The sequence below is a fragment of the Phyllobacterium sp. CL33Tsu genome, from assembly GCF_900113985.1.
In the GTDB taxonomy this organism is placed as follows: domain Bacteria; phylum Pseudomonadota; class Alphaproteobacteria; order Rhizobiales; family Rhizobiaceae; genus Phyllobacterium; species Phyllobacterium pellucidum.
The window spans coordinates 1-24,661 of the sequence record NZ_FORJ01000002.1; the positions used below are offsets into that span (position 1 = coordinate 1).

27 protein-coding genes and 3 tRNA genes are annotated in these 24,661 nt (G+C 58.9%); 12 read left to right on the forward strand and 18 right to left on the reverse strand.

Going from position 1 to position 24,661, the window contains the following annotated elements:
• The 3 genes from tuf to BM074_RS09630 form a co-directional block, all read right to left on the reverse strand.
• Window positions 1-1,151, reverse strand: a 1,151-nt coding sequence (gene tuf, locus BM074_RS09620; RefSeq protein ID WP_091921610.1) for an elongation factor Tu, incomplete at its 3' end; no start/stop codon positions are given.
• 235 nt (window positions 1,152-1,386) lie between these two features.
• Window positions 1,387-1,460, reverse strand: a tRNA-Gly gene (locus tag BM074_RS09625).
• 25 nt (window positions 1,461-1,485) lie between these two features.
• A tRNA-Tyr gene (locus tag BM074_RS09630) sits at window positions 1,486-1,570 on the reverse strand.
• A 241-nt stretch (window positions 1,571-1,811) separates the two neighbouring features.
• Here BM074_RS09630 and rlmB point away from each other — a divergent pair.
• From rlmB to BM074_RS09645, 3 genes are all read left to right on the forward strand, one after another.
• Window positions 1,812-2,675, forward strand: coding sequence for a 23S rRNA (guanosine(2251)-2'-O)-methyltransferase RlmB (gene rlmB / locus BM074_RS09635; protein ID WP_091921612.1), 864 nt, complete (start codon window positions 1,812-1,814; stop codon window positions 2,673-2,675).
• A gap of 91 nt (window positions 2,676-2,766) precedes the next feature.
• Complete coding sequence (locus tag BM074_RS09640; RefSeq protein WP_091921614.1) at window positions 2,767-3,348, forward strand: cytochrome b; 582 nt, start codon at window positions 2,767-2,769, stop codon at window positions 3,346-3,348.
• Window positions 3,349-3,362: 14 nt separating this feature from the next.
• Entirely contained in the window at window positions 3,363-3,956 is a 594-nt protein-coding gene (locus BM074_RS09645; protein WP_091921615.1) for a YceI family protein, read from the forward strand.
• Between the two features lie 18 nt (window positions 3,957-3,974).
• On the opposite strand, the gene BM074_RS09650 is transcribed toward BM074_RS09645, so the two are convergent.
• Window positions 3,975-5,624 (reverse strand): FAD-binding dehydrogenase, encoded by a 1,650-nt coding sequence (locus BM074_RS09650; protein ID WP_091921618.1) that lies wholly within the window; start codon window positions 5,622-5,624, stop codon window positions 3,975-3,977.
• A 484-nt stretch (window positions 5,625-6,108) separates the two neighbouring features.
• Between BM074_RS09650 and BM074_RS09655 the strand changes: the two genes are divergently transcribed.
• From BM074_RS09655 to BM074_RS09670, 4 genes are all read left to right on the forward strand, one after another.
• Window positions 6,109-6,849 carry a LuxR family transcriptional regulator gene (locus tag BM074_RS09655; RefSeq protein WP_139217645.1) on the forward strand — a complete coding sequence of 247 codons (741 nt, stop codon included), beginning with the start codon at window positions 6,109-6,111 and terminating at the stop codon, window positions 6,847-6,849.
• 81 nt (window positions 6,850-6,930) lie between these two features.
• Complete coding sequence (locus tag BM074_RS09660; protein WP_081815854.1) at window positions 6,931-7,593, forward strand: acyl-homoserine-lactone synthase; 663 nt, start codon at window positions 6,931-6,933, stop codon at window positions 7,591-7,593.
• A complete protein-coding gene (locus BM074_RS09665) occupies window positions 7,590-7,793 on the forward strand; it encodes a hypothetical protein (RefSeq protein WP_036814254.1) in 204 nt (67 codons plus the stop codon). The genes BM074_RS09660 and BM074_RS09665 overlap by 4 nt, the downstream gene beginning before the upstream one ends.
• 84 nt (window positions 7,794-7,877) lie before the next feature.
• A complete protein-coding gene (locus BM074_RS09670; RefSeq protein WP_027231395.1) occupies window positions 7,878-8,066 on the forward strand; it encodes a hypothetical protein in 189 nt (62 codons plus the stop codon).
• 29 nt (window positions 8,067-8,095) lie between these two features.
• Here the strand turns inward: BM074_RS09670 and BM074_RS09675 are convergent, their stop codons facing one another.
• Entirely contained in the window at window positions 8,096-8,443 is a 348-nt protein-coding gene (locus BM074_RS09675; protein ID WP_280139075.1) for a response regulator, read from the reverse strand.
• A 36-nt stretch (window positions 8,444-8,479) separates the two neighbouring features.
• Complete coding sequence (locus BM074_RS09680; RefSeq protein WP_091922397.1) at window positions 8,480-10,099, reverse strand: ATP-binding protein; 1,620 nt, start codon at window positions 10,097-10,099, stop codon at window positions 8,480-8,482.
• A gap of 223 nt (window positions 10,100-10,322) precedes the next feature.
• Here BM074_RS09680 and blaOXA point away from each other — a divergent pair, with 223 nt between their 5' ends.
• Window positions 10,323-11,138 carry a class D beta-lactamase gene (gene blaOXA / locus BM074_RS09685; RefSeq protein ID WP_091921623.1) on the forward strand — a complete coding sequence of 272 codons (816 nt, stop codon included), beginning with the start codon at window positions 10,323-10,325 and terminating at the stop codon, window positions 11,136-11,138.
• Between the two features lie 33 nt (window positions 11,139-11,171).
• Here the strand turns inward: blaOXA and BM074_RS09690 are convergent, their stop codons facing one another.
• From BM074_RS09690 to BM074_RS09700, 3 genes are all read right to left on the reverse strand, one after another.
• Window positions 11,172-12,290 carry an NADH:flavin oxidoreductase/NADH oxidase gene (locus BM074_RS09690; protein WP_091921624.1) on the reverse strand — a complete coding sequence of 373 codons (1,119 nt, stop codon included), beginning with the start codon at window positions 12,288-12,290 and terminating at the stop codon, window positions 11,172-11,174.
• 168 nt (window positions 12,291-12,458) lie between these two features.
• Window positions 12,459-12,845 carry a DUF6632 domain-containing protein gene (locus BM074_RS09695; protein ID WP_091921626.1) on the reverse strand — a complete coding sequence of 129 codons (387 nt, stop codon included), beginning with the start codon at window positions 12,843-12,845 and terminating at the stop codon, window positions 12,459-12,461.
• Window positions 12,846-12,920: 75 nt separating this feature from the next.
• Window positions 12,921-12,996: transfer RNA gene (locus BM074_RS09700), tRNA-Thr, on the reverse strand.
• 226 nt (window positions 12,997-13,222) lie between these two features.
• On the opposite strand from BM074_RS09700, the gene BM074_RS09705 reads away from it, so the two are divergent.
• From BM074_RS09705 to BM074_RS09715, 3 genes are all read left to right on the forward strand, one after another.
• Window positions 13,223-13,996: an NAD kinase gene (locus tag BM074_RS09705; protein WP_027231401.1), complete on the forward strand. Its 774-nt coding sequence runs from the start codon at window positions 13,223-13,225 to the stop codon at window positions 13,994-13,996.
• A gap of 190 nt (window positions 13,997-14,186) precedes the next feature.
• The gene (locus tag BM074_RS09710; protein ID WP_091921627.1) at window positions 14,187-15,692 is read left to right on the forward strand and encodes a DEAD/DEAH box helicase; all 1,506 of its coding nucleotides are present in this window, start codon (window positions 14,187-14,189) and stop codon (window positions 15,690-15,692) included.
• 79 nt (window positions 15,693-15,771) lie between these two features.
• Window positions 15,772-16,179, forward strand: a complete 408-nt coding sequence (locus BM074_RS09715) for an NUDIX domain-containing protein (RefSeq protein WP_091921630.1) — start codon at window positions 15,772-15,774, stop codon at window positions 16,177-16,179.
• A 19-nt stretch (window positions 16,180-16,198) separates the two neighbouring features.
• Here BM074_RS09715 and BM074_RS09720 read toward each other — a convergent pair whose 3' ends face one another.
• Window positions 16,199-16,516 carry a TfoX/Sxy family protein gene (locus BM074_RS09720; protein WP_091921632.1) on the reverse strand — a complete coding sequence of 106 codons (318 nt, stop codon included), beginning with the start codon at window positions 16,514-16,516 and terminating at the stop codon, window positions 16,199-16,201.
• A 57-nt stretch (window positions 16,517-16,573) separates the two neighbouring features.
• Window positions 16,574-16,948, reverse strand: a complete 375-nt coding sequence (sufA, locus tag BM074_RS09725; protein ID WP_091921634.1) for a Fe-S cluster assembly scaffold SufA — start codon at window positions 16,946-16,948, stop codon at window positions 16,574-16,576.
• Between the two features lie 118 nt (window positions 16,949-17,066).
• Between sufA and BM074_RS09730 the strand changes: the two genes are divergently transcribed.
• Window positions 17,067-17,642: a hypothetical protein gene (locus tag BM074_RS09730; RefSeq protein ID WP_091921636.1), complete on the forward strand. Its 576-nt coding sequence runs from the start codon at window positions 17,067-17,069 to the stop codon at window positions 17,640-17,642.
• Between the two features lie 63 nt (window positions 17,643-17,705).
• Here BM074_RS09730 and BM074_RS09735 read toward each other — a convergent pair whose 3' ends face one another.
• From BM074_RS09735 to BM074_RS09765, 7 genes are all read right to left on the reverse strand, one after another.
• Window positions 17,706-18,116: an SUF system Fe-S cluster assembly protein gene (locus BM074_RS09735; protein WP_027231407.1), complete on the reverse strand. Its 411-nt coding sequence runs from the start codon at window positions 18,114-18,116 to the stop codon at window positions 17,706-17,708.
• A 5-nt stretch (window positions 18,117-18,121) separates the two neighbouring features.
• Window positions 18,122-19,363 carry a cysteine desulfurase gene (locus BM074_RS09740; protein ID WP_091921638.1) on the reverse strand — a complete coding sequence of 414 codons (1,242 nt, stop codon included), beginning with the start codon at window positions 19,361-19,363 and terminating at the stop codon, window positions 18,122-18,124.
• 43 nt (window positions 19,364-19,406) lie between these two features.
• Window positions 19,407-20,678, reverse strand: a complete 1,272-nt coding sequence (sufD, locus tag BM074_RS09745) for a Fe-S cluster assembly protein SufD (RefSeq protein WP_091922398.1) — start codon at window positions 20,676-20,678, stop codon at window positions 19,407-19,409.
• An 11-nt stretch (window positions 20,679-20,689) separates the two neighbouring features.
• Complete coding sequence (gene sufC, locus BM074_RS09750) at window positions 20,690-21,445, reverse strand: Fe-S cluster assembly ATPase SufC (RefSeq protein ID WP_027231410.1); 756 nt, start codon at window positions 21,443-21,445, stop codon at window positions 20,690-20,692.
• A gap of 90 nt (window positions 21,446-21,535) precedes the next feature.
• Window positions 21,536-21,742, reverse strand: coding sequence for a hypothetical protein (locus BM074_RS09755; protein ID WP_027231411.1), 207 nt, complete (start codon window positions 21,740-21,742; stop codon window positions 21,536-21,538).
• A complete protein-coding gene (gene sufB, locus BM074_RS09760; RefSeq protein WP_091921640.1) occupies window positions 21,742-23,268 on the reverse strand; it encodes a Fe-S cluster assembly protein SufB in 1,527 nt (508 codons plus the stop codon). Before sufB ends, BM074_RS09755 begins: the two co-directional genes overlap by 1 nt.
• Window positions 23,269-23,438: 170 nt before the next feature.
• Window positions 23,439-24,614: a cysteine desulfurase family protein gene (locus tag BM074_RS09765; protein ID WP_091921642.1), complete on the reverse strand. Its 1,176-nt coding sequence runs from the start codon at window positions 24,612-24,614 to the stop codon at window positions 23,439-23,441.
• Window positions 24,615-24,661: the final 47 nt, after the last annotated feature.

Genomic DNA, 24,661 nt, shown 5'->3' on the forward strand with positions numbered 1-24,661 from the left:
CCGGCACCAACGGTGCGGCCGCCTTCACGGATAGCGAAGCGGAGCTTCTCTTCCATGGCGATCGGCACGATCAGCGTCACATCGACTGCGATGTTGTCGCCGGGCATGACCATTTCCGTGCCTTCCGGTAGCGTCACAACACCCGTCACGTCGGTCGTGCGGAAGTAGAACTGCGGACGGTAGTTGGAGAAGAACGGCGTATGACGGCCACCTTCGTCCTTGGTCAGGATATAGGCTTCCGCCTTGAACTTGGTGTGCGGCTTCACGGAGCCGGGCTTGGCCAGAATCTGGCCGCGCTCGACGTCCTCACGGCCAACGCCGCGGATCAGTGCACCGATGTTGTCGCCGGCCTGGCCCTGGTCGAGCAGCTTGCGGAACATTTCAACGCCCGTCACCGTCGTCTTCGAGGTCGGACGGATGCCGATGATCTCGACTTCCTCGCCAACCTTGACGATACCGCGCTCGACGCGACCCGTCACAACCGTGCCGCGGCCCGAGATCGAGAACACGTCTTCGATCGGCATCAGGAACGGCTGGTCGATCGGACGCTCCGGCGTCGGAATGTACTTGTCGACTTCCGCCATCAGCGCGCGAACCGCGTCTTCGCCGATTTCCTTGTTGCTGTCTTCAAGCGCGGCAAGCGCCGAACCCTTGACGATCGGAATGTCGTCGCCCGGGAAGTCGTACTTCGACAGAAGCTCGCGCACTTCGAGTTCGACGAGCTCGAGCAGCTCGGCGTCATCGACCTGGTCGACCTTGTTCAGGAACACGACGATGGCCGGAACGCCAACCTGGCGGGCCAAGAGGATGTGCTCGCGGGTCTGCGGCATCGGGCCGTCGGCAGCCGAAACGACGAGGATCGCGCCGTCCATCTGCGCAGCGCCGGTGATCATGTTCTTCACATAGTCCGCGTGGCCGGGGCAGTCGACGTGGGCATAGTGACGGTTGGCCGTCTCGTACTCGACGTGCGCCGTCGAGATCGTGATGCCGCGCGCCTTTTCTTCCGGCGCTGCGTCGATCTGGTCGTACGCCTTGTACTCACCAAAATACTTCGTAATCGCTGCCGTCAACGACGTCTTGCCATGGTCAACGTGACCAATCGTGCCAATGTTGACGTGCGGCTTGTTACGTTCAAACTTGCTCTTAGCCATAGCTGTCGTTCTCTCGTCATCACAACCGGCCTTGCGCCGGTACCATGTTTGTAGCTCAGACGAGACAGCAAGCCGTCCGTCAGCACATTCACCCGCTTAATCGCATGGCGATCGACCGGGTTCTGTCCAAGCTTGCTCGTTCATATGGAAAACACATGAGCGAAGTACAATGCTCAAGACAAAAATCGAAGAGCACCTCTGCGCGTTTTCACGCACATGTGGTGCCCCCTGAAACTGGAGCGGGTAGCGGGAATCGAACCCGCATATTCAGCTTGGAAGGCTGCTGCTCTACCACTGAGCTATACCCGCACATCATGGTGTTGGTCCCGGCGGATGGTGGAGGGGGTTGGATTCGAACCAACGTAGGCCAAGCCAACGGATTTACAGTCCGTCCCCTTTAACCACTCGGGCACCCCTCCGGTCATCGCCGATGGAACCACACCATAAGCACTCTCTCAAGCAGCCTGCCTGCGTTTGCCCTGGCCGCTGCTTGCGGAGGGCCTTATGCCGACTAGCCTACGTGGTGTCAACAGGTCACGGCAGAAAATGAATGGCTTGTTGAAACAAGCTGAAGAAATCTGCCTATCATGCCAGCAATGCCCGCGATTTTTGCCGAGAAGTCTGTATCGCACCCATTGTCAAAAGGGTATATGTCCGGCCATGACCGAGCAAAAACCATCCCGAACGCCCAAAGATTCCCACTATGCGACGCTGCGTCGACAGTTTCGCGACCAGAAGGCAGGCGGCGCGCCGCAGCCACAGCGCAGCCGGCGTCCCGCGGCGGAAGGCTCGCAAGCGCCTGAGGGCCTGGTGCGGCTCTACGGGCTGCATACGGTGCGCGCCGCGCTCGACAACCCCGCCAGGCAAATCAAGCGCATGCTCGTTACGAAGAACGCTCTGGATCGCCTCGAGATCGGCGATTCGTCCGCGCTGCCTTTCGACGTGGAAATCGTCGATCCGCGCGCCATCGACCGCGAGACTGGCACTGAGGCGGTGCACCAGGGCGTGATGATCGAGGCGAAGCCGCTCAAGGCACAATCCTTGAAAGCGCTGCAGGAGAGTTCGCTCCTGTTGATTCTCGACCAGGTGACCGATCCGCACAATGTCGGCGCGATCATGCGCTCTGCCGTTGCTTTCGGAGCCGGCGCCATCATTACGACCGCGCGTCACAGCCCGCAGGAATCCGGCGTCCTCGCCAAGGCGGCATCGGGCGCCCTGGAACTCATTCCGCATATCGAAGTTCGCAATCTTGCGGAAGCGATTGGCGAGTTGCACGAACTCGGTTTCACCACGATCGGGCTCGATTCGGAAGGTCCGCTTGAACTCGAACGAACAATGCAGCAGGGTCGAATTGCCCTTGTTCTCGGCGCAGAGGGCAAGGGGCTGAGGCAAAAGACGCGCGAGACGGTAACCCACCTCGCCCGGCTGGATATGCCGGGCGCGATCAAGTCGCTCAACGTTTCCAATGCCGCCGCGATCTCGCTTTACGCCGCGCAGCGCTTCCTTGCCGGCGATTCCGCTTAGATAAAAAGCCGCATTCGAATATAATTCGGGTCAGCAGTGTTCATCCTGCTCCAGTCGTCCCAATAGCGGAGGGCTGGAATGGAGCACGCCCATGCTGCGCAACAGCAAAGAATCATTTGGCCTGATATCGATCCTGTTGCACTGGATTATCGGCCTCGTCTTCATCGGTCAGATCGCTCTCGGCTATCTGATGGTGCGGGTGAGCGATTTTACCCTTCAATTCAATCTCTACCAGTGGCACAAATCCTTCGGTTTCCTGGTTCTCGGACTGTCAACCCTCCGTCTGCTGTGGAAATCGGCCAATCTGCGTCCCCGTGATCCCGCAACGCTGAGCCCGCTGGAGCGCGTGGCCGCGCATGGTGCACACGTCATTCTCTATCTGAGCCTCTTCGTCGTGCCGCTCACCGGCTGGGCGATAGCCTCGAGTTCGCCCCTGCGGATACCGACGTTCATGTTCGATCTCGTCGTTATCCCATCCTTGCCAATTGCGATTTCGGATAGCGCCGAGGCGTTCTGGTCGGCGAGCCATGCCTGGCTTGCCTATCTCTCGGCGGCCGTTGCCATGCTGCATATTCTCGCGGCGCTCCACCATCACTTCTGGAAGAGGGACACAATCTTGCTGCGCATGCTGGCTCCAGGGGCCGTGCGAAACGGCGGCCGGCACGCAACATGACAGGATCAACAATCATGGAAACGAAACATGCGATTCTTTCGGCGATCTCCGGCGCAAGCATTGCCGCGATCGTCGCCCTCACTCCAACTTTCGTGACTGCCGACACGCTCTCTGACGTTGCCGGACGCTACCGTATTCAGCCCTCCTCACGCGTGGGCTTTACGGTTTCGCAGGTTGGCGGCGGCGGCATCACCGGCGATTTCAAGAAATTCTCGGGCGTCTTTGCCTTGAACAGTTCCGATATAAAGCGATCCGAGATCGACTTCACGTTGTATCCGGAGAGCGTTTCGACCGGCGAGGCCCGGGTTGAAAGCTTCCTCAAATCCGACGCGGTATTCGATTCGGCAAATTTCCCGACCATCACGTTCAAATCGACACAGATCACCCAGACCAGTTCCGATACCGCCCAGATATCGGGGATCCTGACGGCGCGCGGCAAAAGCAGTCCGGCGAATTTCCAGGCAAGTCTCGCCGATCACGGCAAGAACACCATCACCTTCCACGTGCAGGGCAAGCTGCTGCGGTCGCGCTATGGCATGGATGTCGGTACGCCGATTTATTCGAACGTCGTTCAGTTCGACATGACGATACGCGGACAGCGTTCCTGACAGAACGAAACGCGCTCGTTACACCGCCTTTGCCGCGGCCCGGCCTGCGGCGCGGCCGGAAAAGATGCAGCCCCCGAGGAAAGTCCCCTCGAGCGAATTGTAACCGTGCATTCCACCGCCGCCAAAGCCAGCCGCCTCACCGGCCGCATAGACGCCTGCGAGTACCTCGCCATCCGCCTTGAGCGCTCTCGCGCTAAGATCGGTCTCGATGCCGCCAAGCGATTTGCGCGTGAGGATATTAAGCCGCACCGCGATCAGCGGACCATGCTTTGGGTCGAGAATCTTGTGCGGCGGCACCACGCGCACAAGGCGATCGCCGATATAGTTGCGCGCGCCCCGTATTGCCGTGATCTGCACGTCCTTCGTGAAGGGATTGTCAACCTCGCGGTCGCGCGCTTCGATCTCGCCGCGCAGTTTCGCTTCGTCGATGAGATTGTCGCCGGTCAAGGCGTTCATCCGGCGCACCAGATTGCCAAGGTCCTTCTCGACGATGAAATCCTCGCCATTGTCGAGGAAGGCCTGGACCGGTGCCGGCACGCCTCCAAGCGCCCGTTTCAACACCTGCCGCCAGCTCTTGGAGGTGAAATCAGGGTTCTGCTCCGACCCCGACAGCGTGAATTCCTTCTTCACGATCGTATGATTGAGGACGAACCAGGAATAGTCGAACCCGCCTTTCATGATGTGGTCGAGCGTCGACAACGTATCGAAACCGGGCAGGCACGGAGCCGGCAGGCGTCTGCCTTCGGCGTCGAACCATAGCGAAGAAGGGCCGGGCAATATCCGGATGGCATGGTTGGTCCAGATCGGGTCCCAATTGTGCACGCCTTCCACGTAGTGCCACATGCGGTCGCTGTTGATCAGGTGTGCGCCGGCGCGCTCTGCAATTCCGAGCATAAGCCCGTCTACATGGTCGGGCACGCCGCTGATGAGATGTTTTGGCGTGCCGAGGCGCCTTGGCCAATTACGGCGCACCAGATGATGATTACCGCCTATGCCGCCGCTTGCGACGATCACCGCCTGCGCCTTTAGCGAAAACGATGTCGAGACCGCGCGCGAACTCGGCTCGCTGCGCTTCACCTCGCTGGGCACGAGCACTTCGCCCTCGACGCCATCGATCGTTCCGGCGCTCGACGACAGCGACGTCACCCGGTGCCTGAAGCGAAAGGACACTAGCCCGCTGCGCTCTGCTTCGCGCGCCCGGCGAATGAAGGGTTCGACGACGCCGAGGCCGGTGCCCCAGGTGATGTGAAAGCGCGGCACTGAATTGCCGTGACCCGTGGCGAGTGACCCGCCCCGCTCCGCCCAGCCCACGATCGGAAACCAGCGCATGCCCTGGGCGTGCAGCCACGAACGTTTTTCGCCGGCAGCAAAATCGATATAGGCTTCGGCCCACTGGCGGGGCCAATGGTCGTCCCGGCGGTCGAAACCGGCAGAGCCCAGCCAATCCTGCAGCGCCAGTTCACGCGAGTCCTTGATGCGCAGCCGACGCTGTTCCGGCGAATTGACGAAAAAGAGACCGCCGAACGAGCGCCAGGCCTGACCGCCAAGTGTTTGTTCCGGTTCCTGATCGACGATGATGACTCGCTTGCCGGCATCGGCCAACTCGGTTGCGGCCACCAAACCTGCGAGCCCCGCCCCGATTACGATGACATCCGCATCATGCGCCATACTGATCTCCCCAAGGGCAAACGGGACCCGATTCGGATCGCATCGGAGCGGCTTGCACCTAATTTTGCCCCATGCAACCCAAACAAACTATTTATGTGGAGCGAGACGGCGTAAACCCTCCCCCAACCTTTTCCACTTATGCTATACTGCAATGGAACTTTTGGCCTCCGATCTAGTTAGGATGATATGAGCACAATTGTTGACTACCTACTCCCATGTTTGGTGTCATTCGCCCTCACTTACGGGATGCTCTACTTTGTCAGTACCGGACGTCCGCGCCAGCGCTAGCGGGTTCCACCTTCTCACACCAACGAAACGTATGTCTGCCAATGCATTCCAGGAATGCCGTGGACGGATAGTCGTGCCCTGCTGACAGACCTGCTTCTGCTCCCATTATCACGCGCGTCTTAGACTATCGTTCAATACAGTTTGCCATAAACGAACTGTATTAAAGGTGGCGCAGGCGAATGAAGGATAAGAGCGCGTGACCTCCGCTACAGCGCATTCTATGAACCTCGATCCAAACTTCCTCAATCTGATCGAGGAGGCAACGTCGGTTCGTCATCACCCGCAGGTCCACGAATTGATCGGCCGCCTCGCGACAATCTACGAGCTGAGTTCCGTTGCCTATGTCGGCGTCAATCTTCCCGGGCCCGCTGGCGGAAATCGCTATGTCTCCACGACATTTTTGCCGGATTGGATCAATCGCTATAACGATCAGAACTACTGGCAGCTCCCGGTCCTGAAGCAAGGCTTCTCATCCATACTGCCTATCGATTGGGGTAAGTTCGACGTGACCAGGCCGCCATTGCGCCGTTTCTTCGGCGAAGCAGTGGAGTTCGGCGTCGGAAGGCACGGGCTCAGCTTTCCGGTCCGTGGCAGATATGGCGAAAAAGCTCTGCTCTCTGTTTCCAGCAATATGCCGCTCGGAAAATGGATCCGCTTCATGCCGTTCTGGACCCGCGATTTCCAGATCCTCGCTTTTCACATTCACCAGATGGTCCTTCGCGCCGAAGGCCACCGCGACCCAAAGATAAAACTGTCGCCACGCGAGCTGGAGTGCCTGAAATGGTCGGCCGCCGGAAAGTCTGCAGGTGAAATCGGGACCATTCTTTCCTTGAGTGAAAAAACGGTGCGCTTCTATCAAGATCTTGCCCGGCGCAAGCTTGATGCAAAAAACCTTACCCACGCTGTCGCCAAGCTCTATTCGCTCGATTTACTCTGACGATCAAAATACCCGAGTTCTCCAGTATGGCGCGGCCTTTGCCGTCGTCTAGACTGGCGCCGTATTAACGGGGTATTTCCCATGATTTATGTGATTGGCGCCGATGACTATATTTCGCACAACCATTTCCTCGACCAGATGTTTCGCCTTCGCGCCAGAGTATTCAAGGACCGCTTGAACTGGGATGTGCAAGTGCAGAACGGTCGCGAGATCGATCGGTTCGACACATTTGATCCGCTCTACCTGACCTCGGTCAATGAACAGACCGGAAGGCTGCAGGGATCGCTTCGGTTGCTGCCAACCACAGGCCCAAACATGTTGCGTGACGTGTTCGGCGCGCTGCTGCCCGATGGCGCATTCATCGAAAGCCCGCTTATTTGGGAAAGCTCCCGCTTCTGCATCGACCCTGACCTGGCCGCCCCGCTCGACGGCCGGCTGAACAGCGTCACGACCGAGCTCTTTTGCGGTGTTGTTGAGGTCGGTCTCTTCGCCGGACTCGACACTGTGGTTTCGGTCTACGACGCCCGCATGGCGCGCATTTTTCGGCGCGCCAACTGGGCACCGCGTTCCGTCGGCGTCCCTACCTACTTTGGCGGCATCCTCACTCATGCCGGGATGTTCGAGATTTCGGACATCGCCCGCAAACGTCTGGGCAAAGCTGGTGATCGTCCCGACCCGGTGATCATGCAACTCAATCCCTCGCCCGCCCTCTTCCTCAATGCACAGATGAGCAACCACCAATGAAGGCCACGCGTAAAGAAAGTCTCGAATATATTGCCTCTTTGCTTCAGGAACTGGCGGATCTCGCCAAAGATCAGAAACTGCCGTTCCTCTCGTACCTGATAGAAATGGCCTTCATCGAGGTTAGCGACCTGGCGAAGCAGCAAGTGTCTGGAAAGAGCAAAACGCAATCAAATCACCTCAACGGTTCCGAACCCCACTAAGGCGTATTCGACCAATTGCCAAGAGCGCCGAAGCGCGCAATGTGCTTAGTTGTGAGCCATACAAGCTGCAACTCGGGGGCACATATGGCAACGGCCAGCAATGAAAATTTTGAACGACTTGAGGTGGCTAACAAAATCAGGGAGGAGCTCGAGCGATTGAGAACGATCGCGGCGGCCGACGGCTGGTCGTCAGTCGTGACGCTCATTTCGATTGCGTTGGCGGAGGCCGAATTGCAGGTTGCGAGTTCGAGCCACTTGCTCACCCAAACATAACGGAATTCAAAATCGGCGACTTGCGATTTCTAGAACGCGGCCAAAATACCTTCCAGCTCATTGAATTGGTAGGGTTTGCGCAGCAGCGGCCGATCGGCAAATTCCGGTGCGATATCTTCAAGCGAAAAACCGGATGAAAATGCAAAGGGAATGCCCTTCTCGGCAAGCAAGCTGGCGATGGGAAATGAGTTTTCACCGTGCAGCGAGACGTCGAGGATCGCAGCGTCATATGCACCGGTTTCAACAAGGCTTATGCCTTCGCTTAAGGTAGACGCAACGTCCGGCACTTCAAAGCCCAGATCTTCCAGCATCTCCTGGATCATCATGGCGAGCAGCCCTTCGTCCTCGACAACGAGAATTCTTGCCCCTTTGTTCACCGTCTAACTTTCCCCACTGTCACGATCCCACTATTCTTATCCAAGAACGTCTTTCAGTTTCAGCGCCAGTTGATCGATCGTGAACGGTTTTGGCAGCAAATTGACGCCATGGTCAAGGACGCCATTGTGAACGATTGCGTTACGGGTATAGCCGGTCGTGAACAACACCTTCACCTCCGGCCGTTTCTGCCGCACCATATCCGCCAGTTGTCGGCCGTTGGTTTCAGGTAGCACGATATCCGTGAACAGAAGGTCGATATGGGGCAGCAACTCGATTTGCTGGAGGGCCTCTTTCGGCGTGCTCGCCTGGACCACGGTATAGCCTAACTCACGCAGGGCATCGACCGTCATGTGCCGGACCTGCTCCTCATCCTCCACCACGAGGACGATTCTGGTACCGTCGACAAGAGGCAGCGCCGTTTCCAGCGCATCTCCCGGTGCCGCGACATCCGCTTCGCCGTGATGGCGCGGGAGGTAGATTTTTACCGTCGTGCCACGATCGATTTCGGAATAGATTTTGATGTGTCCGCCAGTCTGCTTGATATAGCCGTAGACCTGGCTGAGGCCGAGACCAGTCCCCTTCCCGGCGCCCTTCGTCGTGTAGAATGGATCGAACGCCCGCTCGATGACCTCCTTGGACATACCGGTACCGGTATCGGTGATGCTGAGCATCACATATTGGCCAGGCTTGACCTCGTCATGTAGCCGCGCGTAGCGATCATCAAGTTCTGCGTTGGCCGTTTCGATGGTCAGTTTGCCGCCACCGGGCATGGCGTCGCGCGCATTGATACAAAGGTTGATGATCGCGTTTTCCAACTGGCCGATATCCGCATGGGCCTTCCAAAGGCCGCCCGCCAGCACGGTCTCGATCTGGATATGCTCCCCGATCGTGCGGCGCAGCAGCTCGGACATGCCACCAACGAGCTTGTTGCCGTCGACGGTCTCGGGCTTCAACGGCTGCTGGCGCGAGAACGCCAGGAGGCGGGCCGTCAAAGTCGCGGCGCGTTGGGCCCCTTCCTTGGCGTTCTGAATCGATTTTGCCAGGCGCGGATCCTCGGAGCCCGTGAGCCGGCGCGTCGCCATGTCCAGGCTGCCGATAATGATCGCCAGCATATTGTTGAAATCGTGAGCGACGCCGCCAGTCAGTTGGCCGATCGATTCCATCTTCTGCAACTGCCGGACTTTTTCCTGTGCCGCGACGCGCTCGTCCATTTCAGATCGCAGCTGGGCGGTGCGGCGCTCCACTTTCGACTCCAGCGTCTTCGCGGCGTCCTCCAGTTGCTTCTGCAGGACCATCTGCTGCGCATGGGCAGCCGTAACCCGTTCCATCAGCGCAACGATGATCAACCCGTTGCAGAGAAAGCCGATGAGTGCAGCCCATTGATCCGGGGTTTCCGGCAGGACGGAGTACACCGGATCGACAAAGAAATATTGCGCCAGGAACGCCGAAAGCGCCGTTGCAAGAACCCCTGGCCCCCATCGGCCGAGCAGGCTCGCAAGGAGAATCGCCGGATAGAAAAGCAGAAAATTGATGCCGCCGACATAAAGCCCGAGCCAGGCTCTGCAAACGAGCGAAACGGTAACGAGCACGATCGCAGTTGCGTAGCCGAGCCACGGACGCAGACGAATCGGATCGGTCGCAAGAAGCAAATTCATTTTTTGCAGATGCCCGGCAATATTCCCGGCCCCCATATTATACTAAGGATTGAAATGACACATGATTTGCCGCCCCGCAATAGGGCTCATCGCGCTGGTAAAACGTACCTGAAAGCCGAACTTGGGCGGGGTCCACATCGTGGTGGTAACTTATATGCAATGTCCGTTGCTTAGCTTGGCATCTTGCACCCGGACCGAATAATCGAAAACAGCGGAGAATATTTTGCAGAAGCTCAATCTTGCGGGGCTCGCCCTTCTGGCACTCGGCTTTCAAACTGGCGTGTCGCAGGGGAAGACGATCTGCACCATTGTTGCCAACGCATCCAATGGCAAAATCCTCGTGGAAAACGGCGATTGCCAAAACCGGGTGACGCCAGCATCGACATTCAAGATCGCCCTGAGCGTCATGGGGTATGATTCTGGATTTCTCAAGGATGCCCACACGCCAAGGCTGCCATTTCGCGAAGGCTATCCGGATTGGCAAGGCGAAGACTGGAGACAGCCGACCGATCCGACTCGCTGGATGAAATACTCCGTGGTCTGGTACTCGCAGCAGATCACGCAGGCGCTCGGGGTCGAGCGGCTGCGTCAATATGCGACCGCTTTCGGCTACGGCAATGCTGATTTTTCCGGCGATCCAGGCAAGAACAATGCGCTCGAGCGGGCGTGGATCAGTTCCTCACTGAAAATCTCGCCACTGGAACAGGTGCGCTTTCTCGAAAAGATCGCAAGCCAGAAGTTGCCAGTGGATCCGCGCGCCTATGAGATGACCAACAGGATCGTTGAAAGCAGCGAGGTGCCGGGCGGCTGGACCATCTCCGGCAAGACGGGGGGCGCCTACCCGCGCAAACCCGACGGCGCCTTCGACAGGAGCCGCGGCCTCGGCTGGTATGTCGGCTGGGCACGCAAAGGCGACGACACTCTGGTGTTCGCACGGCTCACGCAGGACGAAAGCCGCCAAGCGACATCGCCGGGGATTCGTGCCCGCGCCGCATTCCTGAAGGAGTGGCCGGCGCTTGCCGATGATTTGAAGCGTTGAGACGGGACGTACGGCCTCACCCGCTATTCGCCGCTATTTTTGGGCGGCGTTTCCGTCGAACAGGGTGCGGTACTGCCGCGGCTGCGACCGTAGGTACTGGCTCGGTGCGGAAACCGTCTCGCCAAAATGTGCCGCCGCATGCCATGGCCAGCGCGGATCATAAAGCGCCGCCCTGGCAATCGCGATGAGGTCGGCATCGCCGGTCACAAGGATCGCTTCGGCCTGTTCGAATTCGGTGATGAGGCCGACTGCGATGACCGGCATATGCGTCGCCGCCTTGACGGCTCGCGCAAATGGCACCTGGTAATTGGGACCAATTGCGATCTCTTGGTTGAATGCGAGCCCGCCGCTCGAAACATGGATGGCATCGCAGCCACGCTCTTCGAGTGCATGGGCGAAGGCGACCGTCTCTTCGATATTCCATCCGCCTTCGGCCCAGTCTGTTGCCGACACGCGCATCGTGACCGGCTTCCCCGCCGGAAAGGCGGCACGAACTGTCTCGAAGATTTCGAGCGGAAAGCGCATGCGGTTTTCGAGCGACCCGCCATAGGCGTCGGTCCGTTTGTTGGAAAGCGGCGACAGAAACTGATGCAGGAGATAGCCATGCGCGCCGTGGATCTGGACCGCCGCAAGGTCGAGCCGCGCCGCCCGCGCCGTGGCGTCGGTAAACGCCTTGCGCAATCGCGCCAGTCCATCGCTGTCAAGCGCTGTCGGAACGTCGTAGCTGTCCTTGAAGGGAACGGCGCTGGGCGCGACCGTCTTCCAGCCGTTGGCATTGTCCGGTGGTAGCTGGCTGCCGCCCTTCCACGGCAATTCGCTCGAAGCCTTGCGGCCAGCGTGACCGAGCTGGATGCCGATCGGCATGTCCGACCAGCGGCGAATGCCATCGAGGACGCGGCGCATCGCCGCTTCGCAGGCATCGTCGTAAAGGCCGACATCGCCGTAGGAGATGCGACCCTCCGGCGTAACTGCGGTCGCCTCGATCGTAAGGAAGCCCGCGCCGGAATTGGCAAGGGTGCCGAGATGAATGAGGTGCCAATCGCTCATCTGCCCGTCTTGCGCGGAATATTGGCACATCGGCGCAATGACGATGCGGTTGCTGAGACTTAGATCGCCGATCGACACCGGCGAAAAGAGCTTGGTTCCACTCATAGGACCTCCGAAAACCGCTTTACATGTTCGAATGGCTTTGCCGCCACATGGTAGCGTAGTCCGGCACGGCTGGTAATGCACTTTTCGAACGCAGATAGTTCGATAATGAGGTGCAGAAGACCGGTTGTAGCGCGGCGGCAGCAAATCTCGACCGGGTGAGACTTCGTTCTAGCGCTCCTTGGTTTCGCCGCCGGAATAGGTCAATCCACCGAGCACCGCGGCGACCAACAATAGCGCGGGCACGTCGCCGAGCATGTGACCGGAATGCGCACCGGGGCCGTAGGATTGGATCGCCATGATCAGCGCGTGCACCACACTCGACCAGATCGTAAAGTCGATGAGCGACCGATGTGCCATGGGGTTTCGCGCCGCTCGAACCAGAAATACTCCAAGCGTCGCATAGATGCCCACGATCATCATGAAATAATGCGAAGCGGTCGGCGGGCCGTCATGCCACGCCCACCCTGACGGCCAGACAATCGCAAGCGGATAGAGGAGGCAGAATGCGACACCGAACACGACCAGGGCAATCTGCAGTATTTTCAGACGTGACATGGGGCACTGCTTTGTTCAGGGAAAACGGCACGGTTTCGCGCTGCGGATGCTGTATAACGTCCTGACAAGTTTTAATGGTGCCCCCGGAGCGACTCGAACGCCCGACCCTCTGATTACAAATCAGATGCTCTACCAACTGAGCTACAAGGGCAGCGGCGTCCGCTTAGCATAAAGCTCGTTCCTGTAAAATTAAAAAATCGGCGGGGAAGCGATTTCGTCAACTTTTTTAGGCGCCGGCGGTTTTGCCAGATCAGCCCTGCCGTGCTACGCGGATAGCCGCGTGGCATAGGATCGGCTGGTTGGAGCAAGGCGAGATCGCGAGCACCTTGCCAGTCACCAGCGCGCAATGAGGATCGACCGAGCATGAGCAGGCGGAAATGAACCGAAAAATCGAAACATTTGCCTTCGTTTCCTCAGGGACGCCCGATTCCGACGAGGCGATAAGCGAGCTTGCCCGGATCTATGGCCAGACCGAAGCGCGCAACGCCGACGTCATCGTCGCGCTTGGCGGCGACGGTTTCATGCTCGCCACGCTGCAGAACTACATGAACCAGGGCAAGATGATCTACGGCATGAACCGCGGTTCGGTCGGCTTTCTCATGAACGAGTATAAGGAAGAGGGACTTAAGGAGCGGATCGAGGCCGCACAAGCCGAAACCATCCGCCCGCTCAAAATGGTGACGGAGACGGCGGATGGCGAGAACTTCACGGCCTTTGCCCTCAATGAGGTGTCGCTGCTGCGCCAATCCTATCAGGCAGCGAAGATCCGCATCAGCGTCGATGGGCAGGTGCGGCTCGAGGAACTGATCTGCGACGGCGTCATGGTTGCGACGCCGGCCGGCTCGACTGCCTATAATCTCTCGGCGCAGGGGCCGATCATCCCGCTCGATGCGCGCCTCCTAGCGCTCACGCCGGTCTCGGCCTTCCGCCCGCGACGCTGGCGCGGTGCCCTTCTCCCAAACCGTGTGACCGTGCGCTTCGATATCCTCGAACCCGAAAAGCGGCCCGTCAATGCTGTCGCCGATCATACGGAAGTAAAGTCCGTCTTGTCGGTCACGGTTGAAGAAGCTTTGCAGATGCGCGCGACCATTCTGTTTGACAAGAACCATTCCTGGAACGAGCGAATTCTCAAGGAACAGTTCCTTTATTGACAACATTGGAATAAATTCGCGCACAATTGTAACAAACTCTTAAATGTGACCTGCGCCAAGAGTTGACTTTTGCTCCCCTGCGCCGTAACGCCATTCAAGCAAAACGCTGTGCAATTCCAAAGACCAAGGCAATCCTGGTCGGATTATGGACAGGCGCAGCACCGACTGCAGATAGAAAGTTAAACCTCCGTTGACCACCTTTGCCGATCTGGGCCTTTCACCCAAAGTGCTCAATGCTGTAGAAGCAGCAGGATATACAATTCCGACACCGATCCAGGCTGGCGCTATTCCGCATGCGCTGCAGCGTAAGGACGTGCTCGGCATCGCCCAGACCGGAACGGGCAAAACCGCTTCCTTCGTGCTGCCGATGCTGACCCTGCTCGAACAGGGCCGCGCCCGCGCCCGCATGCCACGCACGCTCATTCTCGAACCGACGCGCGAACTCGCGGCGCAGGTCGAGGAGAACTTCGTCAAGTACGGCAAGAACCACCGGCTGAATGTTGCCCTGCTCATTGGCGGTGTTTCGTTCGACGACCAGCTGCGCAAGCTTGAGCGCGGCGCTGACGTGTTGATCGCTACGCCGGGCCGCCTGCTCGACCATTTCGAACGTGGCAAGCTGCTGCTCAGCGCCGTCGACATTCTCGTCATCGACGAGGCCGACCGTATGCTCGACATGGGCTTCATCCCCGATATTGAACGCATCTGCAAGTTGATCCCGTTCACCCGGCAGACGCTGTTCTTCTCGGCGACGATGCCGCCGGAAATCACCAAGCTCACCGAACAGTTCCTGCATTCGCCGGCCCGCGTCGAAGTCGCGAAGGCAGCGACCACGGCCAAGACCGTCGAGCAGAAGCTGGTGAAGTCCGGCAAGAAGGATTGGGAAAAGCGCGCCGTGCTGCGCGACCTGATCCGCGCTGAAGACGAAGGCCTCAAGAATGCGATCATCTTCTGCAATCGCAAGAAGGATGTGTCGGAGCTCTTCCGCTCGCTCGTCAAGCATGAGTTCGATGCCGGTGCGCTGCATGGCGACATGGATCAGCGCGCCCGTACGACGATGCTTGCAAACTTCAAGGACGGCAAGCTCAAGATTCTCGTGGCCTCCGACGTCGCCGCCCGCGGCCTCGATATTCCGGATGTAAGCCACGTGTTCAACTTCGACGTGCCGATCCACTCGGAAGACTATGTGCACCGTATCGGGCGCACGGGCCGCGCCGGACGTTCCGGCAAGGCCTTCACCCTGGTGACGCCCGCTGACGTAAAGCACCTTTCGTCGATTGAAAAGCTGATCGGCGAAGATATCAGCTGGCTCGACGGCGACCTCTCCACCCTGCCCGTTTCGACGGAACCCGAAGAGGCGCCACGCCGCGGCCGCCGCAAGGCCGAACCCAAGCGCCGGCCACGCAACGAAGGCCGCGAGCGCGAACGGCCCCAGTCGGAAATCGATATTCTCGCCGCTGCCGACAAGGCAAAGGACACCGAAGAAGCGCCAGTCGTGGCCGAGGTCGCCGTAGCGCCGCGCAACGCCGACAAGCCGCACAGGGCAGCCATCAAGGCCGACAATGAACAGCGCCGCGGCAAGCCTTCACAAGCCGAGCCGCGCCGTGATCATCGGCGCGAACGCGACGACCTGGGCTCGGCACCGGTCGGCTTCGGCGACGAAATCCCCGCATTCATGCTGATCGACACCAAAATCTGAACCCAGGCAGTCTTGTCGAATCCCATGCCCGTGAGCAAAGCTCAGGACCGGGATTCGGTTCAGAAAGAAGGGGCTTCTCGTGCACACTCCGGGCGTCGGTTGCGGCATGGTCTTTTTGGATCGCGGCCGCATTCTCCTTCTGCAACGCAAGAAAAGCCCCGAGGCCGGAGCCTGGGGCATTCCCGGCGGCAAAGTGGATTTCCTCGAAACCGCCGAACAGGCCATACGACGCGAAGCTCTTGAGGAGACCGGTCTTGAAGCCGGAATTGTCAGCCTGCTGGGCTTGAGCGAACAGCTCTTCCACGAAGAGCAACAGCATTGGCTCGGCATCCTGTATCTCGCAAGAACCTATAGCGGCGAGGCCCGGCTGCTCGAGCCTGAAAAGCACGGCGGCATTGGCTGGTTTCCGCTCGGAGAGCTGCCGGAAAAGGTGACGATGCCGACGCTCCATGCCGTCGACCTGCTGCGCGACCGGGCGGTCGTTTAGATAAATCCTGCCTTGGTATTTATTTCTTGGTGCGCAGGGATGCCTCATAGGCGCGCCGTGCCCACTCCGCCATCATATCGGGATCGTCTATCGCCTCGTCGGGGATCGACCAGTAGGGCATGTCGATGGGCTTGTTCTTACCGCTATAGCGCCATTGCCGGCAGCCGGCGGCACTGAACGCCGGCGCTGAAACTGTATCCGCCTTGAGCAGAATCTCGTCATCCACTTCAAGCGCGATGATCAAGCCATTGAAATATATGCCTTTGCCGCCGAACATCCGCTTGATGGTAACGGGCCCGAGACCGGAGAAAAGATCGTGAATCGCATCATTGTCCATGCACGAACTATTGCAGGACAAGCACGGCGCGTCACGCCCGATTTGACAGGAGTAATCTTAAGACGCGGCCGCAGCCAGCGCCTCCGGCTTTGCCGGCGTCAACTCTACTGATTCGCCGCACCCACAGGCCGAAGTCTGGTTGGGATTGTTGAACACAAAGCCCGTGCGCAGCGTCGTCACTTCGAAATCCATCTGCGTGCCGAGGAGATAAAGCACGGCTTCCGGCGCAACATAGACCTTGATGCCGTCCTTCTCGACGACATCGTCACCCGGCTTTGCCTCGGTAACGAGATCGATCATGTATTCCATCCCCGCGCAGCCGCCCTTCTTGATGCCGACACGAATTCCGAGCGCATTCTCGCGCGTTGCGACGATTTCGCGGACGCGGTTGGCTGCAGCATCAGTCAACGTCATGACAGAAAAACGACCCATTTCTCATCTCTCTTCTTTGAGATCGCGGAACGATCACACAATACCATAGTTAATGTTACACAACCGTCACCGCAAGTGTTCAAACTGTCCCGGCCAACGATTGAGAGGCGGAGAGCCCATGAACCATCGCAATCTTCTCTACTGCAGCATCGTATTCGCCTTCCTGGCGCCGGCCTTCGCCTCAGCGCAGGAAACGAAGCAGCCGGAACAAACGCAGGATCAGGGGCAAACTCCGGCAAAACCCGCCGAACCCGCCGCCGAAGCGCAAAACCAGACCCCGCCCGAATATCTCGACAATCGCAGCACGCCGGAAACTCTGATCCGATCCTACTACAATGCCATCAACCGGCAGGAATACGCCCGCGCCTACAGCTATTATGCTCCAGACAATCCGCCCAAGCCTTTTGCCGAGTTTCAGAAGGGCTATGAGACCACGGCCTCGGTAAAAGTACTCTTCGGCAAGGCGGAGGGAGAAGGCGCCGCGGGTTCCGCCTATTGGAGCAAGCCTGTTGCCATCGAATCGACCGGCAAGGATGGCAAGATGGAAGTCTTCAACGGCTGCTATCGTTTACGGCTCGCCAATCCGGCCATCCAGGGCGTGCCCTACGTCCCTATGTCGATCCTCGACGGAACGCTGGAGAAATCCGACAAGTCGCTCGAAGAAAGCGTTCCTGAGGGCTGCGAGGCGCCCTGACCAATTCATCGGACGGAGCCGAAGCCCGAGGGCTTGCGGCAAGCTATCCAAACAGGGAACGGATTAATACCAGCCGACCGCAACCTGTGCCTCTTCCGACATGCGGTCGGGCGTCCACGGCGGATCGAAGGTCATCGTTACATCGACGAAGCTGACGCCTTCTACGGCGCTGACTGCATCCTGCACCCATCCCGGCATTTCTCCGGCTACGGGGCAGCCCGGCGCCGTCAGCGTCATCTCGATCTTGACCGAGCGATCATCTTCGATATCGACCTTGTAGACGAGCCCGAGTTCATAGATATCGGCGGGAATTTCCGGATCATAGACGGTTTTCAGCGCACTGATAATGTCATCCGTCATCCGCGCCAGTTCATCGGCGGGAATAGCGGACGCCGACGCCGTGCCAACCGGCGTATGTACCGGATCGGCTGCAACCGTATCCTGCTTTTCAAGCGTTTCGACTTTATCGGCCATTATCATCACCCAAAGAATTTCCGCGCTTTCTCCAGCGCATCGGCAAGAACATCGATCTCGTTTCGCGTATTATACATGGCAAATGAGGCACGGCATGTCGACGTTACGCCAAAGCGCTTCAGAAGCGGCTGCGCACAATGCGTACCGGCACGCACCGCGACGCCGGCCCTGTCGATCACCATCGACACGTCATGGGCGTGAATGCCTTCGAGCTCGAAAGAAATGATCGCGCCCTTGCCCTTGGCGTCGCCGAAAATGCGCAGCGAATTGATCTGCCGCAGACGCTCGTGGGCATAGTCGCGCAGATCCTCCTCATGCGCCAGAATAGCGCCGCGGCCGATCTTCTCGACATATTCGATCGCCGCACCAAGGCCGATCGCCTGGGCGATCGGTGGCGTACCCGCTTCGAACCGATGCGGTGGATGGTTGTAGGTGACGATGTCTTCCGTCACCTCTTCGATCATCTCGCCGCCGCCCTGGAAGGGCCGCATCGCTTCAAGCTTTTCCTTGCGCCCGTACAGAACACCGATGCCGGACGGCCCGTAAATCTTGTGCCCGGTGAAAATGTACCAGTCGCATCCAAGCTCCTGCACATCGACGGGCAGGTGAACCGCACCCTGGCTGCCATCGACCAGCACTGGAATGCCGCGTGCGTGGGCGATACGGACGATATCCTTGATCGGCGTCACCGTGCCGAGCACGTTCGACATATGCGTGATAGCGACGAGTTTGGTGCGCTCCGTCAGCCGCTTCTCGAATTCCTCGATATGAAACGCGCCTTGATCGTCGACCGGCATCCAGACGAGCTTGGCGCCCTGGCGCTCGCGAATGAAATGCCACGGCACAATGTTGGAATGATGCTCCATAATCGACAGCACGATTTCGTCGCCCTCGCCGATATTCGGCATGCCATAGCCATAGGCGACAGTGTTGATTGCCTCCGTCGCCGACTTGGTGAAGACGATCTCGTCAACGGAAGCCGCATTCAGAAAGCGCCGGACATTTTCGCGCGCCTTTTCGTAGGCATCGGTCGCAGCATTTGAAAGGAAATGCAGGCCGCGATGCACATTGGCGTACTCGTTGGAATAGGTATGCGTGATCGCGTCGATGACAGCCTGTGGCTTCTGCGCCGATGCACCATTGTCGAGGTAGACAAGCGGCTTGCCATAGACTTCGCGCGACAGGATGGGGAAATCGCGACGGATCGCCTCTACGTCGTAGCTGCTCGGAATGATCTTGGAGTCCATGATAGCCGCGTTACCCCGTTTTCCAGTTGACTTGGACGACCGCTCAGACGTGAGCGGCCAACCACTTGTCGAGGATGCCTTCCAGCGCTTCGACCAATTCTTCGTCTTTAAGCTCTTCGACGACCTCGGCCACGAATGCCTTGATCAGCAGCCCGCGTGCCTCGCTTTCGGGAATGCCGCGTGCCTGCAGATAAAAGAGATGGTTTCCGTCGATTTCGGCAACCGTCGCGCCATGACCGCACGCAACGTCGTCGGCAAAAATCTCAAGTTCCGGCTTGGCGTCGAATTCGCCGTCGTCGGAAAGCAGGAGCGTGTTGCAGGCCATGCGCGCATCGGTCTTCTGGGCGATCTTGTTGACCTTGATCTGGCCCTGAAAGACGCCGCGCGCCCGGTCGGTCACGACATTGCGGACGATTTCTACCGACGTCGTGTTCTCGACGAGGTGGCCGAGCGTCATCGTCACATCCGTATGGCTGTCTCCGCCGAGGAGATTGACGCCACGTAGTTGGAAGTCGCCGCCCTCGCCCTGGGCAAGCACGTGCACTTCCTGGCGAACGAGCTTGCCGCCGGCATTGACGACATAGAGGTTGAGCTTGGCGTTCTTGCCGATGGTCGCAATGAACTGGGCGAGCTGGGTCGACTGTTCGCCATGCTCGCGCAGGATGATCCAGGTAATTTCGCAATCGTCAGCGATAGTGACATTGCTGATGCTCGTCGAGAAACCGTCGCCCCCGCCGCCTGCCTGGCGCTCGATGACCGTAGCCTTGGCGCCCTTGCCGAATTTGACCGGAAACCGCACGTGGCCCTGGCCGCGCATCTGAATGTTCTGGAGTTCGAGCGGCGTACCGAGTTCGATGCCTTCGGCAACCGACACAGCCCAGCCATCGGTAACATAGGCTGCGTTAATCTGGCCGATCGTGTCATCGCCATCACGGATGGCAAGGTCGCCAATGACCGATCCCTCCGACAGCTTCTCGCTGAACTTCTGGAATTCGACGCCATCAACTCTGGGTGCAACCAGGCTGACGCCGTTCGAAACCGCGGCAATGGCAGAGCCGGAGATGATCGGCAGCAATGCATTGGTGCCAGCAGCGCTGTCATAGGGCGCAACGCTGCGCAGCAGCGTCCGCAAATCGGTATAGTGCCAGGCTTCGACACGGCGCGAGGGCAGGCCCTGCTCCTTCAGCGCCTCAATGGCATTGTCGCGGGCGCTGGAGATTTCGCCATCGCCCGGCAGTTCGCCCATCCGGTCGACAAAGGCGTCGACCAGCGCGGCTTCCGCGGCCGTGGGCTGGCGTCTTGCGTGAACATTCATCATGACGCTCCTCAGGCTGCCTCGCCGATAATATCGGCGTAGCCGTTTTCTTCGAGGTGCAGGGCAAGTTCCTTGCCCCCCGACTTGATGACCTGCCCCTTGTAGAGGACATGCACCGTGTCCGGAACGATATAGTCGAGCAGGCGCTGGTAGTGCGTGATGACGATTACTGCCCGATCCGGCGAACGCAGCGCGTTGACGCCGTCGGCAACGATCTTCAGGGCATCGATATCGAGACCGGAATCCGTCTCATCGAGCACGCAAAGCTTGGGCTCGAGCAGTTTCATCTGCAGGATTTCGGCGCGCTTCTTTTCGCCGCCGGAAAAACCGACATTGAGTGGACGCTTGAGCATGCCGATGTCCATGTCGAGCGACGCCGCTGCGGTCTTGACGCGGCCGAGGAACTCCGGGATTTTCAGCGGTTCTTCGCCGCGCGCCTTGCGCTGCGAATTCATCGCCACCTTGAGGAATTCCATCGTGGCTACGCCCGGTATCTCCATAGGATACTGGAATGCGAGGAAAATTCCCTTTGCCGCACGCTCGGACGGGTCGAGATCAAGGATCGACTCTCCATTGTAGAGGATGTCGCCTTCCGTCACCTCATAGTCCTCGCGGCCAGCAAGAATATAGGAGAGTGTAGACTTGCCCGAGCCATTGGGGCCCATGATGGCGGCAACTTCGCCGGCCTTGACCGTGAGGTTCAGGCCCCGGATGATCTCGGTGCCATCTTCGGCTATGCGTGCGTGCAGGTTTCTGATTTCCAGCATTTCATAGTTCCTTCGTATTCCAGCGGGACCAGCAAACAGGCGATCCTCCGCTCAATTTCATTTCCAGCATGGATGGCCTGTCGCCATCCCTCAATTCGAATTGTCGCCGCTCAGGCTTTTCAGGCGCTCGACCACGGAGGCGAGCTCCTTGCGGGCCCGGATCAGTTCAGGTTCGAGCACACGTTCGGTCGCCGTGGACGAGCGCGCAAGCGTATCCGTCAATTCCTCGATGACTTCGCCAAGCTCTTCATAGCGCCGGCGCAACCTGTCGAGCTCTTCCTTCGTGGCGATGACCATTAACCGACGCTCCCCTCAAGGCTGATGCCGATGAGCTTCTGCGCTTCTACGGCAAACTCCATTGGCAGCTCCTGGATGACTTCCTTGACGAAGCCATTGACGATGAGCGCGATCGCCTCTTCCTCCGGAATGCCGCGTTGCATCACGTAGAATAGCGCATCTTCAGAGATCTTCGAGGTGGTCGCTTCGTGCTCGAACTGCGCCGTGGCGTTCTTCGCCTCGATGTAGGGCACGGTGTGGGCGCCGCAATCATTGCCGATCAGCAGTGAATCGCACTGGGTGAAGTTGCGCGCATTCTCGGCCTTCCGGTGCGCCGACACCTGGCCGCGATAGGTATTGTTCGACTTGCCCGCGGAAATGCCCTTCGAAATGATGCGGCTCGACGTGTTCTTGCCGAGATGCAGCATTTTCGTACCGCTGTCGATCTGCTGATGGCCGTTGGAAACGGCAATCGAATAGAATTCGCCGCGCGAATTGTCGCCGCGCAAGATCACGGACGGATATTTCCACGTGATTGCCGAGCCGGTCTCGACCTGCGTCCAGGAAATCTTGGAGTTGACGCCGCGGCAATCGCCACGTTTGGTGACGAAATTGTAGATGCCGCCCTTGCCTTCCGCATCGCCCGGGAACCAGTTCTGGACCGTCGAATACTTGATTTCGGCGTTGTCGAGGGCAATGAGCTCGACGACTGCAGCGTGCAACTGGTTCTCGTCGCGCTGCGGTGCGGTGCAGCCTTCGAGATAGGAGACGTAAGCGCCTTCCTCGGCGATGATCAGCGTCCGCTCAAACTGTCCGGTATCCCGCTCATTGATGCGGAAATAAGTGGAAAGCTCCATTGGGCAGCGCACGCCCTTCGGCACATAGACAAATGAACCGTCGGTAAACACCGCCGAATTCAGCGTCGCATAGAAGTTGTCGGAGACCGGAACCACCGATGCCAGATACTTCTGGACGAGTTCCGGATATTCGCGGACCGCCTCCGAGATCGAACAGAAGATGACGCCGGCCTTGGCCAGCTCGGCACGGAACGTCGTCACGACAGAAACGCTGTCGAACACGGCGTCGACCGCGACACGGCCTGACTTGTAGACGTTGTCGCTGACCTCTTCTTCGCTCGAATTGCTCGGTTCGCCCTGCTTGCGCACGCCCGCAAGGATTTCCTGCTCTTTCAGCGGAATGCCAAGCTTTTCATAGGTACGCAGGAGTTCGGGATCGACCTCGGCAAGCGACGTCGGCCCGGTCTGGTTCTTCGGCCCGGCGAAGTACACCATGTCCTGGAAGTCGATCTTCGGATAGTTGACGCGCGCCCATGTGGGCTCTTCCATCGTCAGCCAGCGCTCATAGGCCTTGAGACGCCATTCCAGCATCCATTCAGGCTCATTCTTCTTGGCAGAGATAAAGCGAATGATATCTTCGTTAAGGCCCTTCGGCGCCTTATCCATTTCGATAAGGGTTTCAAAGCCATATTTGTACTGGTCCACGTCAAGGGTGCGGACCCGATCAATAGTTTCCTGCACGGCAGGCATTGGCGTTCTCCATCCACGCGGGGTTCAAGGTCCCGCAGTTGCAAACGTCAAGGCGTATGTCGTCTTGAATATTTGCTCCGTATGTAGTGCGCAATTGCGCGATTTAACACCCGGCTAACGCCGGATTTTTTCGGCTATCGACCGTTAACAGAGGTCGATAGCCGGAATTTCTAGGCCGCATCCACGGCAACAGGTTTCGAACGGTCGCGGCGTGCGACGATTTTGGCCAATGCGCCGAGAAACGACGCAACGTCGCTTTCATCCGTGTCGGACGCTGTCGAAACTCTGAGAGCACCGGTGCCGCCACCAAAACCCATGGCGGCAAGCACATGGCTGGGGCCGACCTTGCCCGAAGAACAGGCGGACCCCGCCGATAGCGCGATTCCCGCAAGATCGAAAGCGATCTGCACGGTTTCCGCCTTCATGTCGCTCAGCGAAAAGAAGGTCGTATTCGGCAAGCGGTTGGCTCCCTCGCCATGGATGAAGGCATCTGGCGCGATGGACTTGATACCCTGCTCGATGGTGTCGCGCGTTCTGAGGGACCAGCCTTCGGCGTTCAGACGCTTCGTCGCAACCTCTGCCGCGGCCCCAAAACCTGCAATGACCGGCAGAGCTTCAGTGCCGGCCCGATGACCCTTTTCCTGGCCGCCACCGCGCACAAGTGCACGCGGCATGACCAGATCGGACACGGCCACAATGGCGCCGACGCCTTTTGGACCACCGATCTTGTGTGAAGACAGGATGAGATAGTCTGCCGAAGTATCGGATATACTAAGTGGAACCCGTCCGGCCGCCTGAACGGCGTCAACGACGAACAAGCCCCCGGACGCTTTCACGACCTTGCCGATCTCGGCAGTTGGCTGGATAACACCGGTCTCGTTGTTCGCAGCCTGGACGGCCACCAGCGGCAGCCCCGCGCTCCGATCGTGGGCCTCAAGGGCGCCGCGCAGGAAATCGATATCAAGAATGCCGTTGCTGTCCACAGGAACAATAGTGATCTGATCCGCGGAAAACTGGCCGCCTGCGAGAACGCACGGATGCTCGCTCGCACTTACATAGAGATGGGAAAGGCGCATCGGCGCCCGTCCCATCATGAAATGCGGAGTCAGGAGGGTTGAAGCTGCCTCGGTTGCACCCGATGTAAAGAACACGTGGTCGGGCTTTGCGGCGACAAGCGCGGCGACATTCCGGCGGGCGGTTTCCAAAATTGCCTTTGCCGCCCGGCCTTCCTGGTGAACGGACGATGGGTTACCCGTCTGCATGAGCGCCTGGACGACAGCATCGCGAGCCACCGGGATCAGCGGCGCGCTTGCATTGTAGTCCAAATAGGCGCGATTGCCGGCCATGGGTGGTCCTTGATCCTGTTCTTTATGAACACCGCGCTGCACAAAGC